At 68.6% G+C, this 15,967-nt stretch carries 16 protein-coding genes; 10 read left to right on the forward strand and 6 right to left on the reverse strand.

Annotated features, from left to right (window positions below; genetic code table 11):
• The first annotated feature begins 101 nt into the window (after nt 1–101).
• From AC1DMA_RS08035 to AC1DMA_RS08080, 10 genes are read left to right on the forward strand one after another with little or no spacing between them, the layout of a single operon-like run.
• Entirely contained in the window at nt 102–1,193 is a 1,092-nt protein-coding gene (locus AC1DMA_RS08035; RefSeq protein WP_478143848.1) for an ABC transporter substrate-binding protein, read from the forward strand.
• Nucleotides 1,177–2,079 (forward strand): branched-chain amino acid ABC transporter permease, encoded by a 903-nt coding sequence (locus AC1DMA_RS08040; RefSeq protein ID WP_478143849.1) that lies wholly within the window; start codon nt 1,177–1,179, stop codon nt 2,077–2,079. Before AC1DMA_RS08035 ends, AC1DMA_RS08040 begins: the two co-directional genes overlap by 17 nt.
• A complete protein-coding gene (locus AC1DMA_RS08045) occupies nt 2,076–3,872 on the forward strand; it encodes a branched-chain amino acid ABC transporter ATP-binding protein/permease (RefSeq protein WP_478143850.1) in 1,797 nt (598 codons plus the stop codon). Before AC1DMA_RS08040 ends, AC1DMA_RS08045 begins: the two co-directional genes overlap by 4 nt.
• Nucleotides 3,869–4,582, forward strand: coding sequence for an ABC transporter ATP-binding protein (locus tag AC1DMA_RS08050; RefSeq protein ID WP_478143851.1), 714 nt, complete (start codon nt 3,869–3,871; stop codon nt 4,580–4,582). Before AC1DMA_RS08045 ends, AC1DMA_RS08050 begins: the two co-directional genes overlap by 4 nt.
• Nucleotides 4,583–4,605: 23 nt before the next feature.
• Entirely contained in the window at nt 4,606–5,535 is a 930-nt protein-coding gene (locus AC1DMA_RS08055; RefSeq protein ID WP_478143852.1) for an SMP-30/gluconolactonase/LRE family protein, read from the forward strand.
• Nucleotides 5,525–6,733 carry an acyl-CoA dehydrogenase family protein gene (locus AC1DMA_RS08060; RefSeq protein WP_478143853.1) on the forward strand — a complete coding sequence of 403 codons (1,209 nt, stop codon included), beginning with the start codon at nt 5,525–5,527 and terminating at the stop codon, nt 6,731–6,733. Before AC1DMA_RS08055 ends, AC1DMA_RS08060 begins: the two co-directional genes overlap by 11 nt.
• A 14-nt stretch (nt 6,734–6,747) precedes the next feature.
• Entirely contained in the window at nt 6,748–7,797 is a 1,050-nt protein-coding gene (locus tag AC1DMA_RS08065; protein WP_478143854.1) for a DUF7064 domain-containing protein, read from the forward strand.
• Entirely contained in the window at nt 7,794–8,996 is a 1,203-nt protein-coding gene (locus tag AC1DMA_RS08070) for a CaiB/BaiF CoA transferase family protein (protein ID WP_478143855.1), read from the forward strand. The genes AC1DMA_RS08065 and AC1DMA_RS08070 overlap by 4 nt, the downstream gene beginning before the upstream one ends.
• Nucleotides 8,993–9,766: an enoyl-CoA hydratase-related protein gene (locus tag AC1DMA_RS08075; protein ID WP_478124603.1), complete on the forward strand. Its 774-nt coding sequence runs from the start codon at nt 8,993–8,995 to the stop codon at nt 9,764–9,766. The genes AC1DMA_RS08070 and AC1DMA_RS08075 overlap by 4 nt, the downstream gene beginning before the upstream one ends.
• A gap of 13 nt (nt 9,767–9,779) precedes the next feature.
• On the forward strand, nt 9,780–10,709 hold the full coding sequence (locus AC1DMA_RS08080; RefSeq protein WP_478143856.1) for an SMP-30/gluconolactonase/LRE family protein: 930 nt from the start codon (nt 9,780–9,782) through the stop codon (nt 10,707–10,709).
• Here the strand turns inward: AC1DMA_RS08080 and AC1DMA_RS08085 are convergent.
• Genes AC1DMA_RS08085 through AC1DMA_RS08110 form a run of 6 tightly spaced genes read right to left on the reverse strand, consistent with a single transcriptional unit; the run spans nt 10,696 to nt 15,957 of the window.
• A complete protein-coding gene (locus AC1DMA_RS08085) occupies nt 10,696–11,679 on the reverse strand; it encodes a Bug family tripartite tricarboxylate transporter substrate binding protein (RefSeq protein ID WP_478143857.1) in 984 nt (327 codons plus the stop codon). The two genes, AC1DMA_RS08080 and AC1DMA_RS08085, sit on opposite strands and share 14 nt — an antisense overlap.
• A gap of 20 nt (nt 11,680–11,699) precedes the next feature.
• Complete coding sequence (locus AC1DMA_RS08090; protein ID WP_478124606.1) at nt 11,700–12,065, reverse strand: DUF6285 domain-containing protein; 366 nt, start codon at nt 12,063–12,065, stop codon at nt 11,700–11,702.
• 12 nt (nt 12,066–12,077) lie between these two features.
• Entirely contained in the window at nt 12,078–13,088 is a 1,011-nt protein-coding gene (locus AC1DMA_RS08095) for a phosphotransferase family protein (protein ID WP_478124607.1), read from the reverse strand.
• Complete coding sequence (locus AC1DMA_RS08100) at nt 13,085–14,059, reverse strand: NAD(P)H-dependent flavin oxidoreductase (RefSeq protein ID WP_478124608.1); 975 nt, start codon at nt 14,057–14,059, stop codon at nt 13,085–13,087. Before AC1DMA_RS08100 ends, AC1DMA_RS08095 begins: the two co-directional genes overlap by 4 nt.
• Before the next feature lie 7 nt (nt 14,060–14,066).
• A complete protein-coding gene (locus tag AC1DMA_RS08105) occupies nt 14,067–15,050 on the reverse strand; it encodes a tripartite tricarboxylate transporter substrate binding protein (protein WP_478124609.1) in 984 nt (327 codons plus the stop codon).
• A gap of 28 nt (nt 15,051–15,078) precedes the next feature.
• The gene (locus AC1DMA_RS08110; RefSeq protein WP_478124610.1) at nt 15,079–15,957 is read right to left on the reverse strand and encodes a crotonase/enoyl-CoA hydratase family protein; all 879 of its coding nucleotides are present in this window, start codon (nt 15,955–15,957) and stop codon (nt 15,079–15,081) included.
• Between the last annotated feature and the right edge of the window lie 10 nt (nt 15,958–15,967).

Here is a 15,967-nt window from a genome sequence, read left to right on the forward strand (position 1 = left end):
CGCTCTCCGTACTTTCCCCGATGCGGTCGCCATTGATCCGATACTTTAATGGTAGAACCATTACGGAGACAAGCATTATGCGCAGAATTTTTTCTCCCGCCGTGCGCGGCCTCGTTGGCGCGGGCCTTGTCGCCGGTCTGCTCGCGAGCGCGCCCGCGTTCGCGCAGGAGATCAAGATCGGCGTGCTCTATCCGATCAAGACCATGCTCGGCCAGCAGGGCCGTAACGGCGCGGAGATTGCCGCCGAGATGATCAATGCCAACGGCGGCGCGCTGGACGGCCGCCCACTCAAGCTGGTGGTGTACGACGACAACTACCAGCCCGCCGATGCCGTGGCCGCGGCGCGCAAGCTCCTAAGCGAAGACAAGGTGCCGGTGATCGTCGGCGCGATCAACACGGCGGTGTCGCTCGGCGTGACGCAGGTCGCGCAGCAGAGCGGCGCGGTGTTTCTCGCCGCCGTCACGAAGGCACCGCAGGTCACCGACTACGACCGTGCATTTCGCTTCAATCCGCTGGTGTCCACCGATGGCGAGGTCTTCAACCGGTACCTCAAGGACAAGGTGAAGCCGCAGCGCATGGCGGTGGTGGTGGAGAACGGCGACTACGGCCGCTCGATCATCGCGAGCATGAAGGGCAGCTTCGGCAATGCGGTCGTCGCCACCGAGCTGTACGACATCCTGAAGCAGACCGACTTCAGCACGATCGCCGCGCGCGTGAAGGCGGCCAGCCCCGACGTGGTGTGCATGGCCTTCTCGGCGCCGGAGCAGGGCGGCAGCCTGCTGCGCACGCTGGTCGAGGCGGGCGTCAAAGCGAAACGCTGCATCCTGCCCGGCTCGGTGACGCCCGCGCTACTGCAGGTGGCCGGGGCGGCGGCAGAGGGTGCGTTCACGCTGGACATCTGGGCGCCGACGATGAACACCGAAACCAACCAAAAATTCGTCGCCGCCTACCAGGCCAAGTACAAGGCGATGCCCGGCAAGGTGGACTTCCTCGGCTTCGAGAGCATGTGGGTCCTCGGGCAGGCGATCCGCTCGGCCGGCACCGTGACCGACACCGCCAAGCTGGCCGTCACCCTGCGCGAGGGCACCTGGGACTCGCCGCGCGGCAAGGTGCGCTTCCCGGGCAATCAGGCGACCTCCGACAAATGGGTCGTGCTGGAGGTCAAGGACGGAAAGATTGCGACCGGCGATTGACGAAAGCGACGCCGAAGCCATGACTGACGCGCTGCTTCAGCAACTGCTCAACGGACTTTCCATCGGCTTCGGCTATGCGCTGATCGCGCTGGGGCTCACGCTCGCCTTCGGCGTGCTGCACATCATCAACTTCGGCCACGGCGAAGTGGTGATGCTGGGCGCGCTCACGGTGGTGCTGGCGAACAAGCTGCTGGGCCTGCCCTATCTCGCTGCGCTGCCGCTCGCCATGCTGGTGGGCGCCGTCGTCGGCTGGATATTCGATGCGCTCGCGGTGTCGCCGCTGCTGCGGCGTGCGGACGGGCGTACCGACATCCTGCTCACCACTTTCGCGGTCGGCGTGCTGTTCAACCAGGCCGTGCTGTCGGTGTGGGGGCCGGCACCGGCGCGCGTCGACGGACTGCAGGGTCGTATCGAGCTCGCCGGCGTGGGACTCAGTGCGCAGCGCCTGTTCGTCATCGTGGCGAGCATCGCTGCGCTGGTGCTGTTGGGCCTGCTCGCGCGCCGCACACGCTTCGGCGTGGAGATGCGTGCGCTCGCGCAGAGCGAGCATGCCGCGCGCGTGGTGGGCATCGATGTCAAGTCGGTCGGCACCCGCGCCTTCCTGCTGGCCGCGGTGGTCGGCGGTCTCGGCGGTGCGCTGCTGGCGCCGATCACCTCCTACTCGCCGATGCTGGGGCAGGCGGTGCTGATAAAGGCCTTCGTGATCGTGGTGCTGGGCGGGCTGGGAAGTGCGGGCGGCGCCGTGCTGTGCGCACTTGCCGTGGGCGTGCTCGAGGCCATGCTGGGGCTCGTGATGGAAGAGGGCTTGGCCGCGGCCACGGTGTATTCGCTGATGCTGGTGGTGCTGCTGGTGCGGCCGCAGGGTCTCGCAGGGGTGGCGCGATGATCCGCACCGTGCGCGACATGCTGATCGGTATCGCCGCGGCGGCGCTGCTGGCGAGCGTGATCCGCTCTCCCTATCTGCTGGACGTCGCCGCCTATGCCGCCGTCCTCGCGATCTTCGTGCTCGGCGTGTCGGTCACCTTTGGCCAGTTGGGCTACGTGAGCTTCGGGCATGCGGCCTTCCTCGGGCTGGGTGCGTACACCGTCGGCATCCTGGTCACGAAACTCGGGTGGAACTACTGGCTTGCGGTGCCGCTGGGCATCCTGCCCGGCCTGCTGCTCGGAGGCTTGGTGGGTATCGTGTCCGCGCGCCTGAGCGGTGCCTACTTCGCCATCGCGACGCTCGTGGTGGCCGAGATCCTCGTGCTGCTGGTGGTCAACTGGGTGGACCTCACGCGCGGTCCCATGGGGCTGATGGTGACGGCACCGCCGCTGCCCTTAGTGCAGGGCGTGGGCTGGAATGCGCAGCAGGGCTACCTGTTCGCGGTGGCGGCGGCGCTCGCCATCGCCTTCGTGGTTTTGCGCAACCTCCGCGACAGCGCAACCGGACGCGGCTGGACTGCGATCCGCGAAGCGCCGGCGCTCGCCGAGTCGCTGGGCATCGCGACCGTGCGCTCGCGCGTGCTGAACGTCGCGCTGTCGGGTGGGCTCGCTGCATTGGCCGGGGCGCTTCTCATTCCGAAGGTGTTCGTGCTTTCGCCCTCGCTGCTCGGCGTGAGCTACTCGGCCACCGGCATCCTGGGCGTGATCCTTGGCGGCAAGGCGACCCTGGTGGGGCCCGTGCTGGGCGGGGCGCTGTTCGCGATCATCCCCGAGGGGCTGCGCTTTCTCGGTGATCTCAACTTCGCAGCCTTCGCACTCATCCTGCTCCTCGCGGTGCGCCTGCTGCCAGGTGGGCTGGTGGGCTGGTTGGTCACTCGGCCCGCTTTCCCGCGATGGCGCGTCGCGCGCGCCGCGCGCGAATTCGATGCATCGCAGCCCGCGCCTCTTGCAGCCCGGCCGCATCGTGAAGGCATGGTGCTCGAAGTCGCGGGCGTGAGTCGTCATTTCAAGGGACTCAAGGCGGTGCAGGATGTGTCGTTCGACGTGCGGGCCGGCGAGATCGTGGGCCTCATCGGGCCCAATGGCGCCGGCAAGACCACGCTCTTGAGCATGCTGTCGGGCTTCCTGCCGGTGAGCGCCGGTGCGATCCGCGTGCGCGGGCGGGACATCGTGGGGCAACCGGCCCATCGTGTCGCGCGGCTGGGCGTGGTGCGCAGCTTCCAGCAGACCGCGCTTTGCGCCGGGCAGAGGGTTGCTGCCAACATGGCAATCGCCAGCCACCTGCACCGGCCGGGCGGGTTCTGGGGCTCGCTGTTGCGCGCGCCGCGCTGGCGTGCGCGCGAGCGGCAGCGCACCGCGCATGCGCTGGGCTGCCTGGCCGAAGTCGGCCTGCTGGCGCGCCGAGATGACGTGGCGGGCAGCCTGCCCTACGGCGAACAGAAGCTCCTGGGTGTGGCCATGGCTCTGGCCACGCAGCCTGAACTCCTGCTGCTCGACGAGCCAGCCGCCGGCCTCAACCAGGTCGAGGCGACGCGTCTGGCCCAGGTGCTGCGTGGCCTGCGCGACAAGGGCATGACGCTGATCGTGGTCGACCACAACCTGAAGATGCTGATGTCGTTCGTCGACCGGGTGGTGGTGCTGCACCATGGCGTGAAGATCGCCGACGGCGCGCCGGGCGCGGTGACGCGCATGCCGGATGTGGTGTCGGCCTACCTGGGCAGCACACCCGCGTCGTGCGAGGAGCTGGCTGCATGACGGCACCGCTGCTGCAAGTCGAAGGCCTCGATGTGCGCTATGGCGAGACGCGGGCGCTCGTCGGCGTGAACCTGACGCTCGGTGCACGCGAGGTCGTGGCACTGGTCGGCGCCAATGGCGCGGGCAAGTCGTCGCTGCTCAATGCGCTGCTGGGCTTGGTTCCGCACGCTGCCGGCGCGGTCGCGATCACCGGCAAGCGCATCGACACGCTGCCCACGCGCGAGCGCATCACCGCCGGCCTGGCGCTGTCGCCCGAGGGCCGGCGGGTGTTTCCGGACCTGTCGGTCGAGGAAAACCTGGACCTGGGCGATCTGGGCCGCGATCCGGCTGCGCGGCGAGAACGGCGCGAGAGCTTGTATCGCTGGTTCCCGCGTCTGCGCGAGCGTCGGCTGCAAATGGCGGGCACGCTGTCCGGTGGCGAGCAGCAGATGCTGGCGATCGGCCGCGCGCTGATGGCACAGCCGCGCGTGCTGATGCTGGATGAACCCACGCTGGGGCTCGCGCCGCTGATCGTGCGGGAGATCGCCGCCTTCATCCGCCACATCCGCTCGACCGGCGTCTCGGTGCTGCTGGCCGAGCAGAACGCCGAGATGGCGCTGGCCGCCGCCGATCGCGCCTACGTGCTCCAGAACGGCGAGGTGGTGATGAGCGGCAGCGCCCGCGAACTGGCTGCGCATCCGGATGTGCGCGCCGCATACCTGGGCCTGTAGATGCGCCAAACGAGGAATCGAAGATGAAGATCGTTGCAGAGAACCTGGACTTCCCCGAGGGCCCCGTGGTGCTCGCGGATGGCTCGCTCCTGGTGGTGGAGATCCAGGCGGGGCGCCTGACACGCGTGTTCGCCGACGGCCGCCGAGAAGTGGTGGCGAAGACTGGCGGCGGCCCGAACGGCGCAGCCATCGGCCCGGACGGCGCCTGCTACGTGTGCGACGGCGGCGGCTTCGAATGGCATCGCCATGCGGATGGGACGCAGACGCCTGGCTTGCAGCCATCCGAGTATGCCGGCGGCCGCATCCAGCGCGTGGACCTGCGCACCGGCCGGGTCGAGGTCCTTTACACCCACAGCGACAAGGCGCCGCTCAAGGGCCCCAACGACCTCGTCTTCGGCGCCGACGGCGGCTTCTGGTTCAGCGATCTGGGCAAGCGCCGCCAGCGCGACATGGACCATGGCGCGATCTGCTGGGCGCGGCCCGACGGCAGCGAATGCCGGGAGGTCATCTTTCCCATGAACACGCCCAATGGCGTGGGCCTGTCGCCGGACGGCAAGCGGCTGTACGTGGCGGAGACTGCGCCTGGGCGGCTGTGGGCCTTCGACGTGATCGGCCCTGGGCGCATCGCGCGCGCGCCGGACTCGCTGGCACCGCACGGCGGCACGCTGGTCGCGGGCCTGCCGGGCTACCAGCTCTTCGACTCGCTGGCGATGGAGGAGGACGGTCGCATCTGCGTGGCCACGCTCTTCAACGGCGGCATCACCGTCATCGCGCCCGATGGCAGCGCGGTCGAGCATGTGCCGCTGCCGGACCGCTTCACCACCAACCTCTGCTTCGGCGGGGGCGACATGAAGACCGCGTACGTCACGCTGTCCTCCACCGGCCGGCTTGCCGCCCTCGACTGGCCGCGTCCCGGACTGCGGCCCCACTTCTTCACACGCGATGGACTTTGAACACAGCCCCCGTACCGTCGAGCTGCGCGAGCGGCTTTCCGCCTTCATGGATGCGCACGTCTACCCGGCCGAGCGCATCGTGCACGAGCAGTCGCAGGCGCAGCCCTCGGGGCATGCCCAGGTGCCGCCCGTCATCGAGAAACTGAAAGCCAAAGCGAAGTCGCAGGGCCTGTGGAACCTGTTCCTGCCGGACAGCGAGCATGGCGCCGGCCTGAACAATCAGGACTACGCACCGCTGGCCGAACTGATGGGGCGCTCCCCGATCGGGCCCGAAGTGTTCAACTGTTCGGCGCCGGACAGCGGCAACATGGAGATCCTGGCGCGCTACGGCACCGAGGCGCAGAAGGCGCGCTGGCTTGCGCCGCTGCTGGAGGGCCGCATCCGTTCCTGCTTCTCGATGACCGAGCCCGCGGTCGCGTCCTCCGACGCCACCAATATCGAGGCCGAGATCCGGCGCGACGGCGATCACTACGTGGTCAACGGCCGCAAGTGGTGGACCTCCGGCATCGCCGATCCACGCTGCGAGCTCATCATCTTCATGGGCAAGACCAATGCGGCGAGCGAGGACAAGCATCGCCAGCAATCCATGCTGCTGATTCCGCGCGAGACGCCGGGCGTGCGCATCGTGCGCAACCTGCAGGTCTTCGGTTGGGACGATGCGCCGCACGGCCACTCCGAAGTGGTGTACGACAACGTGCGCGTGCCGCTGGAGAACATCCTTCTGGGCGAAGACCGCGGCTTCGAGATCGCGCAGGGCCGGCTCGGCCCCGGGCGCATCCACCACTGCATGCGCCTGGTGGGCCGCGCCGAGCGTTGCCTGGAGTTGATGTGCGCGCGCTCGAAGGAGCGCGTCGCTTTCGGCCGGCCAATCGCGAACCAGACCGTGACCATGGAACGCATCGCACAGGCGCGCGTGCTGATCGACCAGACCCGCCTGCTGACCCTGCATGCCGCCTGGAAGATGGACACGGTGGGCATCAAGGGCGCACGCAAGGAGATCGCGATGATCAAGGTCGCGGCGCCTTCCATGGCCTGCCAGGTGATCGACTGGGCCATCCAGGCCCATGGCGCGGCAGGCCTGTCGCAGGACTTCATCCTCGCGCGCTCCTATGCGCAGGCGCGCGGCCTGCGCATTGCCGACGGCCCCGACGAAGTGCATCGCAACCAGATCGCCCGCCTCGAGCTGGCGAACCATTGAAAGGATTCCCCGTCATGTACATGCCGCCCGACACCCGGCTCAAGCTGGACCCACGCGACGAATACACCCACCCGCCCGAGCCGGTGGGCAACTACAACGAGAGCATGTATTTCAATGCCTTCGATTCCGCGCGCCGCATCGGCGCATGGGTTCGCGTCGGCAACCGGCCCAACGAGGGCCATGCGGAGATGACCTGCTGCGTGTACTTGCCTGACGGCCGCGTGGGCTTCATGTTCGGCCGCCCCGCCATCACCGGCAATGAGCGGATGGCCGCGGCCGGTATGGCGTTCGAGGTGATCGAGCCTTTCAAGCGGCATGGCGTGCGCTACGAGGGTGACTTGCTTTTGATGGACGATCCGCTGGCCATGATGGACCCGAGCGCGGCCTTCAAGCGCTACCCGAAGCGGCCGGCCTCGATCGCGCTGGACTTCGAGGGCGTGTCGCCGATGCATGGTGGCGAGATCGTCGACCTGCAGGGCCGGCCCATCGAACTCGATCCCGAGCACGCGGTGTATCGCGGGCATACCGAGCAGAACATGGCGGTCAACGGACACATCACCGTGGATGGCGTGAAGCATGATCTCGTGGGCGGGACCGGCTATCGCGACAAGTCCTGGGGGCCTCGGCACTGGCACAGCTTCTTTTGGTACAAGTGGCTGCCCGTCACCTTCTCGCGTGACTTCGGGATCCTGCTGTCGATCAAGGGACGCCCGGAGGGGGGCCCCAACCGCGTCAGCGGCAATGTGCTTCGCGATGGCGTGCACGAGCCGGTGATCGACGGCCGCATCGAGACCGAGTACGACGCGGCGTGGATTCCACAGGGGCTCACCGCGTGGGTGACGACCGAGCGCCAGACCTATGTGATGAAGGGGCGCATCCTGACCACCGTGCCGCTGCGGCACCGGCGCGTGGGGGTCAACGACTTCAAGACCTACACGCGGATCACGGAAAGTATGACGGAGTTCACCTGCGAAGGGCGGACCGTGCTGGGGATGACGGAGTACTGCGACCTGATGAACGACGGCGTGCCGATCTCGGAGCGGCCGGCGGGCACCGCGCAATGAGCGTGTTCAACGGCCTCCGGGTCCTCGACGTCGCCAGCTACATCGCCGGGCCGGCGGCGGCGACGATCCTCGCGGACTTCGGCGCTGACGTGATCAAGATCGAGGTGCCCGAAGGCGATGGCTTTCGCAAGACGGTCCTCAATCCCAACCTTGCTTATTCCGATCACAACTATCTCTGGATGCAGGGCGCACGTAGCCGGAGAGGCATCGCGCTGGATCTCAAGAAATCGGAGGGCCAGGCGGTTCTGCACCGCCTCGTGTGCGAGGCTGATGTGCTGATCACCAACTACCCGCTGCCGGTGCGCGCCCGTCTGGGTCTTGCCTGGGAGACGATGCGCCAACTCAATCCGCGCCTGGTGTATGCATCGCTCACGGGCTACGGGGAAACCGGCCCCGAGTCCGGCAAGCCCGGCTTCGACGCCACCACCTACTGGGCGCGCAGCGGGCTGGCCGACCTGACCCGTCCCGACCCTGAAGGCCCGCCCGCCAACCCCGCCAACGGCCTGGGCGATCAGCCCACCGCGGTCACGCTGTTCGCGGCCATCGTTACCGGCCTGTACGCCCGCGAGCGCACGGGCAGGGGCGGCATGGTGAGCACTTCGCTGCTGGCGAATGGGGCATGGGCCAACGCGATGGCGATCCAGGGCATGCTGGTCGGTGGACGGTTGGTGTACCGACAGCCGCGCAGCCAGCCGCGCAACGCGCTCACCAACTTCTATCGCTGCCGCGACGGGCGTTGGTTCATCCTCAGCCTCGTCACGGAGGAACGCGACTGGGAGGCCTTCTTGCGCGCGATCGAGCGCCCCGCGCTCGCGCAGGATCCGCGCTTCGCCGCAATGCCAGCGCGACGCGAGAACGCACCGGCGCTCGCTGCGCTGCTGGACGAGGTCTTGGGGGAGCGGGACAGCGCCGACTGGACGGACCGCTTCGGCGCCGAAGGCCTCACGGTCGGCGTGGTCGCGCGCAGCGCAGATGTGCTGGGCGACGAGCAGATGCGCCTGTGCGGCGCGCTGGTGCCGGGCGAAGGCATCCCGGGCACCGGCCTGACAGTCAGCAGCCCCTTCGAGGTGGCAGGCGCGGACAAGACCTTTCCGCGCCATGCGCCCCGTATCGGCGAACACACCGATGAGGTGCTGCGCGAAGCCGGCTACGCGGAGGAAGAGATCGCTCGCCTGCGCGCGGGTGGAGCTGTGAAATGAGCGTCGTGCTGCGCGAGGACCAGGACGGCCTCGCGATCGTCACGATCAACCGGCCTCAGGCGCGCAACGCGATCAATGCGGAGGCCGCGCTGGCGCTTGCCGGAATCGTTGCCGCGGTCGAACGCGATCCGGCCGTGCACGTCGCGATCCTGACCGGCGCCGGTGAAATAGCCTTCTGTGCTGGCGCCGATCTCAAGGAACTCGCGAGCGGTTCCGCGCCCGGCGGGCGCTCCACGTCCGAAGGCGGCTTCGCTGGCTTCGTGCATGCCCCGCGCGAGAAGCTGTGGATTGCGGCAGTGAACGGCGCGGCGGTTGCCGGCGGCTTCGAGCTCGTGTTGGCCTGCGACTTCGCTATCGCGTCGTCCAACGCACTGTTCGCCCTGCCCGAGGTGAAGCGCGGCCTCGCCGCCACCGCAGGCGGTGTGTGGCGGCTGCCGCGCAGCATCCCTCGCGGCGCGGCACTGGAGATGATCGCCACCGGCGAATCGATCGATGCCGCTGAGGCGCTGCGTCTCGGCCTGGTCAACCGTGTGGTCGCGCCCGAACGCCTGCTGCCCGAAGCGATGCATGTCGCGGCGCTGGCGGCGGCCAATGCGCCGCTGGCCCTGCGCGCCAGCCTGGCGCTCGCGCGTCGCGCCCTCGACCTGCACGATGAAGTGCTGCGTGCCGAGGCCGATGCGGCAGGGCGCCGCGTCATGGCGAGCGCCGATGCGCGCGAAGGCCCGCGTGCATTCGCCGAGCACCGACCACCGCGCTGGACCGGCGCATGAAGGAGCAAAGAGGATGGATGAAGACCTGAAGATCCTGGCCAGCGGCCTGCAATTTCCCGAGGGGCCGGTGGCACTCGAGGATGGCTCTGTCCTGTTCGTGGAAATCGAGGCCGGGCGCCTGAGCCGCCTTCGACCCGACGGCCGAGTGGAGACCGTGGCCACGCCCGGCGGCGGCCCCAATGGCGCGGCGATCGGGCCGGACTGCGCCTGCTATGTCTGCAACAACGGCGGCATGCAGTGGCACACCGATCCGAGCGGTGGTCGCTATCCGCACGGCCGTGCCGTCGACTACGACGGCGGGCGCATCGAGCGCATCGACCTCGCGAGCGGCCGGGTCGAGCGCCTGTACGAACGCACAGGTAGCGGACCGCTGCAAAGCCCCAACGACATCGTGTTCGACGCGCACGGCGGTTTCTGGTTTACCGATCTCGGGTCCATGGGCCACGAAGCGCTCCATCGCGGCCGCATCTGCTATGCCCGGGCCGATGGCTCATCGATCCGCGAGGTGGTGTTCCCCATGCTCACGCCCAACGGCATCGGCCTGTCACCGGACGGCCGGTGGCTGTACGTGGCCGAGACCGTCACCGCGCGTGTGTGGCGCTTCGCGATCAGCGGGCCGGGCGAACTGGCGCTGCATGGCTGGCCGGCGCTGACGCCGGGGGACATGCTGTTCGCCTCGCCCGTCTACTGCATGTTCGATTCGCTCGCGGTGGAGGCGGGCGGCAACGTCTGCGTCGCGACCATCGGCGCGCCGGGTATCGCGGGCATCACGGTGATCGACCCGACGGGCGCGCTGGTCGAGCGGGTGCCGATGCCCGACCGCTCGACGACCAACATCTGCTTCGGCGGCAACGACGGGCGCGACGCGTACATCACGCTGTCGCGCTCGGGGCGGCTCGCTGCCACGCGTTGGCCTCGCGAGGGTCTTCTCACTCCATCGTGATGCCGGTGGCCTTGATGGCGTCGGTCCAGCGCGTGGTCTCTTCCTGCACGAAGCGCCGGGCCGCGTCCGGGTTGCCGCCCTCAGGCTGGAAGCCGTAGGCGAAGATGCGCGCCGATACGTCGGGCGTCTGCACGATCCGCGTGATCTCGGACGACAGGCGCTCGACGATGGGTTTGGGCGTGCCCGAAGGCATGGCTATCACCGACCAGCCCGACAGGCTCACCGCGGGATAGCCCAGCTCGCTGAAGGTAGGCACGTCCGGAAAGTCCTTCAGCCGGTTGGGCAGCGCGACGGCCAGCAGCTTCATGCGTCCCGCCTGGGCCTGAGCGGCCAGGGTGCCGGCCGCGCCGATCACGACGGCGATCTGGCCGCCCAGCGCAGCCTGCACCGCGGGCGCCTCGCCCTTGAAGGGGACATGGACCATGCTGATGCCGGCTTGCTGCGCGAACATGCTGCCGAGGATGTTGGCCGAACTGCCCGGGCCGCTGGTGCCGTAGTCCACGCCTTCCTTGCGGTTGCGCGCCCACGCGATGAACTCGCGCAGGTTGCTGGCGGGCACATGCTTGGCCACGGCGAAGCTGTTGGGCAGCATCGCCACCAGCGACACCGGCGTCAGTTCCTGAAGCGTGTAGCCCGGTAACTTCACCATCAGGCTGGTGAGCACCAGGCTGCTGAGCGACAGCACCATCGTGTAGCCGTCCGCCGGCGCCTTCGCGACCACGCCATAGGCAATGGCCCCGTTGGCGCCGGCACGGTTGTCCACCACCACCGGCTGCCCGAGGGAAGCCGCGAGGCGCTCTGCGATCAGGCGCGCGGTGCCGTCCAGCGCGCCACCCGGCGGCGTGGGGATGACGATGCGCAGCGGCCTGTCGGGCCAGCGGGCCGCGTCCTGCGCGGCGGCGGTGCCGGTGAATGCGAGCGAGGCGGCGGCAAGGGCGCAAAGGGCCTGACGTCGGGTGCCGTGTTGCATGCTGTGTCTCCGTGGGTTCTTCAGGCGCGCTCGCCGGTCCAGGCGGGGTTGTCGATGGCCAGCGCCTCGCGCAGGCTTTCGCGGAGGTGCCGTACCAGTGCCTCATCGTCGAGATCTACGGAGGCGGCTTCGATACGCCGCGCCAACTCCATGCGCAGCGCCGCCAGGTCCTCCGATCCCGTGTCGAGCAGCGCCTGCAGTCGCGCGTGCTCGGCAGCGTCGGCCGCATCGCCCAGCGCGAGTTCGCGCGTCAAGAGGCGCAGCACGTTGACGATGACGCGTGTGCGAAAGCGCGGGAAGCCGGCCAGTGCCGGCAGCACGTCGCGCTCCAGATCGTCGGCGGCGGCCTGCAGCAGTGTCGCGGCGGGTGGAACGAAGGCGGGCATGGGTCGTTCTCCTCAATCCTTGGCAGTGGCGAGCGTCATGAAGTCCCACAGCGGCTCTTCCAGCCGGCGTCCGATGGCGGCGAGCTCGCTGCTCGCCGGGCCTCCATCCATGCCGCGCGCGAGGCCGCGCCGCACGCACGAGATGGCCCACTTGAGGTTGGACATCGCTTCCCAGAACCGCACGCGCTGCGGATCGACCGACCTGCCCGAAGCGCGCTCGTAGGCCGTGTACAGGTCCTCGCGCGACCCGAAGCCGCCCACCTCGCCCTTTCCGCCGAAGCGCCAACTGCGCATGCAGAGCACGCCCAGGTCGTGCATCGGATCACCGATCCGCGCGATCTCCCAGTCCAGCACGCAGCGCACGCCTTCGCCCGGGTCGACGATCAGGTTGCCGGTGCGGAAGTCGGCGTGCACCACGCAGGCCATGTCGTCCGGCGGGAGACGTTCGCCGACCCAGCGCAGCGCATACGAAAGCGCGGGATGCGCGAAGGCATGCTCCTTGAGCAGACCTCCGTAGATCGCGAGCTCGTCGGCGGGGCTGAGTCGCGAGAGGAAGGGGAGTCTGCCCGTGGGCATGCGGTGGATGCCCGCGAGGATCTCGCCGCACTGTACCGCGAGGCGCGGGCGCACCGCATCGAAAGCGGCATCGGCTACGACGCGCTTGCCGAGCGCTTCGCCGTCGATGCGCTCGGTGATGTAGCCGCCGCCCAGTCCATCCGCGGGTGCGAGCACATGCACCACGCGTGGTGCCGCGACGTCCGTTTCGCGCGCGACGATCATCAACGCAGCGTCTTCTTCGCCCGTGAGCTTCGGCGGTCGGCGCGCGGAGGCTTCCGCATCGGGCGCGCGCGGCGGGGTCTGCTGCAGGATCAGCGGATGGCGGCCCTCGTCATCGACCCAGTCGAAGGACCAGGTCGTCTTGGTCGCGCCGCCGGTGAGCCGAGCCAGTGCCTGCACCTCGCCATGGCGGCCGTTGCGCGCGAGCAGTGCCGCCAACGCGTCGCGCGTCTGCTCGGCATTCATGCGCCCGCCAGCGCCGCTGCGGCCGAGAGCCGCGCGCGGCACTGCGCGACCATGCGTTCGATCAGCTCGCCGCAGGAGGGAATGTCGTCGATCAACCCGGCCACCATGCCCGCCCAGATCACGCCGTTCGTGATGTCGCCGCTCTCCAGCGCTGCCCGCCCGCGCTGCCCGTTGACCAGCGGTCGAATTACATCGAAGGCTGCGCCACCGGGCCGATGCTCGAGCTCGAGCACTTCCTCGGACACCGGATTGAGCAGCACGCGCGAGCTGTTGCGCAGGGTGCGCATGATCAGTCGCGTCTGGTTCTCGCGCGCATCGATCAGGGCCTGTTTCACGTTGTCGTGCACCGGCGCTTCGTGTGTGGCGACGAAGCGCGTGCCCATGTTCACGCCTTCGGCGCCGAGCGACAGGGCCGCCGCCATGCCGCGCCCGTCCGCGATGCCGCCGGAGGCGATCACCGGAACGCTGAGCGCCGATACCGCGGCCGGAATCAGCACGAGGCCGGGTACGTCCTCCTCGCCCGGATGGCCCGCGCATTCGAAGCCATCGATGCTCACGATGTGCACCCCGCGCTTCTCCGCGGCCAGCGCATGGCGCACGGAAGTGCACTTGTGCACGATCACGATGCCTGCATCCCTCAGCCGCTCGAACACGGCCGCCGGCACATTGCCGGCCGTCTCCACGATGCGAATGCCGTGCGTCACGATGACGTCGAAGATTTGCTCGTAGGGCGGCGGGTTCACTGTCGGCAGCATGGTGACGTTCACGCCGAAAGGCTTGTCAGTCATCGCGCGGCAACGCTCGATCTCGCGGCCCAGATCCTCGGGCGTGGACTGGGTGAGCGCGCCCAGCGTGCCAAGTCCGCCCGCGTTGGAGACGGCCGCGGCCAGCTCGGCGCGGCCGACCCACTGCATGCCGCCCTGGATGATCGGGTAGCGGATGCCCAGCAGTTCAGTGATGCGGTTCTTCATGGTCGCTTCAGTCCAGCCGGATGTCGTTTTCGCGCGCGATCTTGGTCCAGCGCTTCAGGTCTTCCTGCAGAAACTGCGCGAACTCCGTGTTGGTGTTCGCCACGGGCTCGTAGCCGAGCTGATAGATCTTTGCCTGCACATCGGGCATTGCCGTGATTCGGCGGATCTCCTGCACGTACTTCTCCACGATCGGCGCCGGCGTGCCGGCGGGCAGGAACATGGCGCCCCAGCCGGGCAGGTTGATGTCCGGATAGCCGAGTTCGGCGAAGGTGGGGAGGTCCGGAAAGGTCTTCAAGCGATTCGGCGAGGCCACCGCGATCAGCTTGACCTTGCCGGAGGCGATCTGGTTGGCGTAGAACCCGACCGAACCATAGGCCAGCGCGATCTCTCCGCTGGCCACGTCGACGAAGGAGGCGGCCTCGCCCTTGTACGCGGCATGCTTGATGCGGATGCCCGCCGCCTTGTTGAGGCCCTCGCCGATCAGGTGCGCGCCGGAGCCCACGCCGTAGCTGCCGAAGGTGTACTTCTCCGGATCCTGCTTCGCGAGCCGGACGACGCTCGGAAGGTCGTTGGCCGGCAGCGCCGCATTGGCCGCGAGCGCGATGGGGAAGCTCGCCACCAGCGACACGGGCGCCAGGTCGCTCATCTTGTACTGCGGGTTGGACTGCAGCACCAGGTTCTGGATGAAGCCACTGATGGTGAAGAGCGCGGTATAGCCGTCAGCCGGCGACTTGGCGACGTACGAGGTCGCGAGGATGGTGTTGGCCCCAGGCCTGGGTTCGACAATGACCTGCTGGCCCCAGGCCTCGGTGAGCTTGGCCGCATACAAGCGCGCCAGCGCATCCATGTTGCCGCCGGGCGCCGTGGGAATCACGATGCGAATCGGCTTGGTCGGGAAGGGCACGTTCTGCGCCGCTGCGGGAATGACCGCGCCAAGCGCCAGGGCGGCGGCAAGGATCGCGCGACGCGCGCGCGTGAAATGCTTAGGCATGCTTGTCTCCTTGTGGGTCCAAAAAATTTCACCAGCTCGGCCGGGCGATACCGTCGCCGAAAGGCTCGTCGCGCTTGTGCACCGCGGCCTTGAAGCCGAGCGCGGCGACGTCGGCATCGAACTCCTTTTTCGCGCGCGAGAGGTGGGCACGCGCATCCATCTCGGCAGCCAGACGTGGCAAGGTGCCGGCGCCCGCCAGTTCCAGCGCGAGGTTGACGATGCGCTTGTTGGTCGCCAGCAAATCAGGGTCGACGCTCGCGAGGCGGTGCGCCAGGGTCGACACTTCTTCCTCCAGCCGCGCGGCGGGAACACTCGCTACCACCAGGCCGATGCGTGCCGCGTCGGCGCCGCTCACCACGTCGCCGCTCAGCAGCAGTCGTTTGGCCCACTGCGGGCCGACGTTGTAGAACCACATGTGGTTGGGCGGCGAGCCCATGGCGCGAGTGGCGGGGAAGCCGATGCGTGCCTCGTCGGCCGCGATCACCATGTCGCAGTAGAGCGCCAGGTCGGTGCCGCCGGCTACGCAATGGCCGTGCACCTTGGCGATCACCGGCTTGTGCACCACGAAGGCGGTGCGCAGCAGCTCCTGGAATCGCTCCAGCTTCCACGCATCGTCGTCGAAGGAACCGCTGCCGCTGCGATAGTCGAGTGCGGCCTCGCCTTCGGCGGCGTAGCGGGCATAGGCCGACTTCATGTCGTAGCCTGCGCAGAAGTCGGGTCCCGCGCCTTCGAGCACGATCACGCTCACGGCGCGCAGGTCGTCCGCTTCGAGCAGCGCGGCGCGCAGCTCGGAAAGCAGTTCCCACGAGAGCGCATTGCGCCGGTCTGGCCGGTTGAGGGTGATGCGTGCGACGCGCTCGCGCACGTCGAACACAAGGTGCTCGCTCGATTGCAGCCACTTGCCCATCGCCCCGCCC

It is taken from the genome of Variovorax sp. 05N34, from assembly GCF_056397405.1.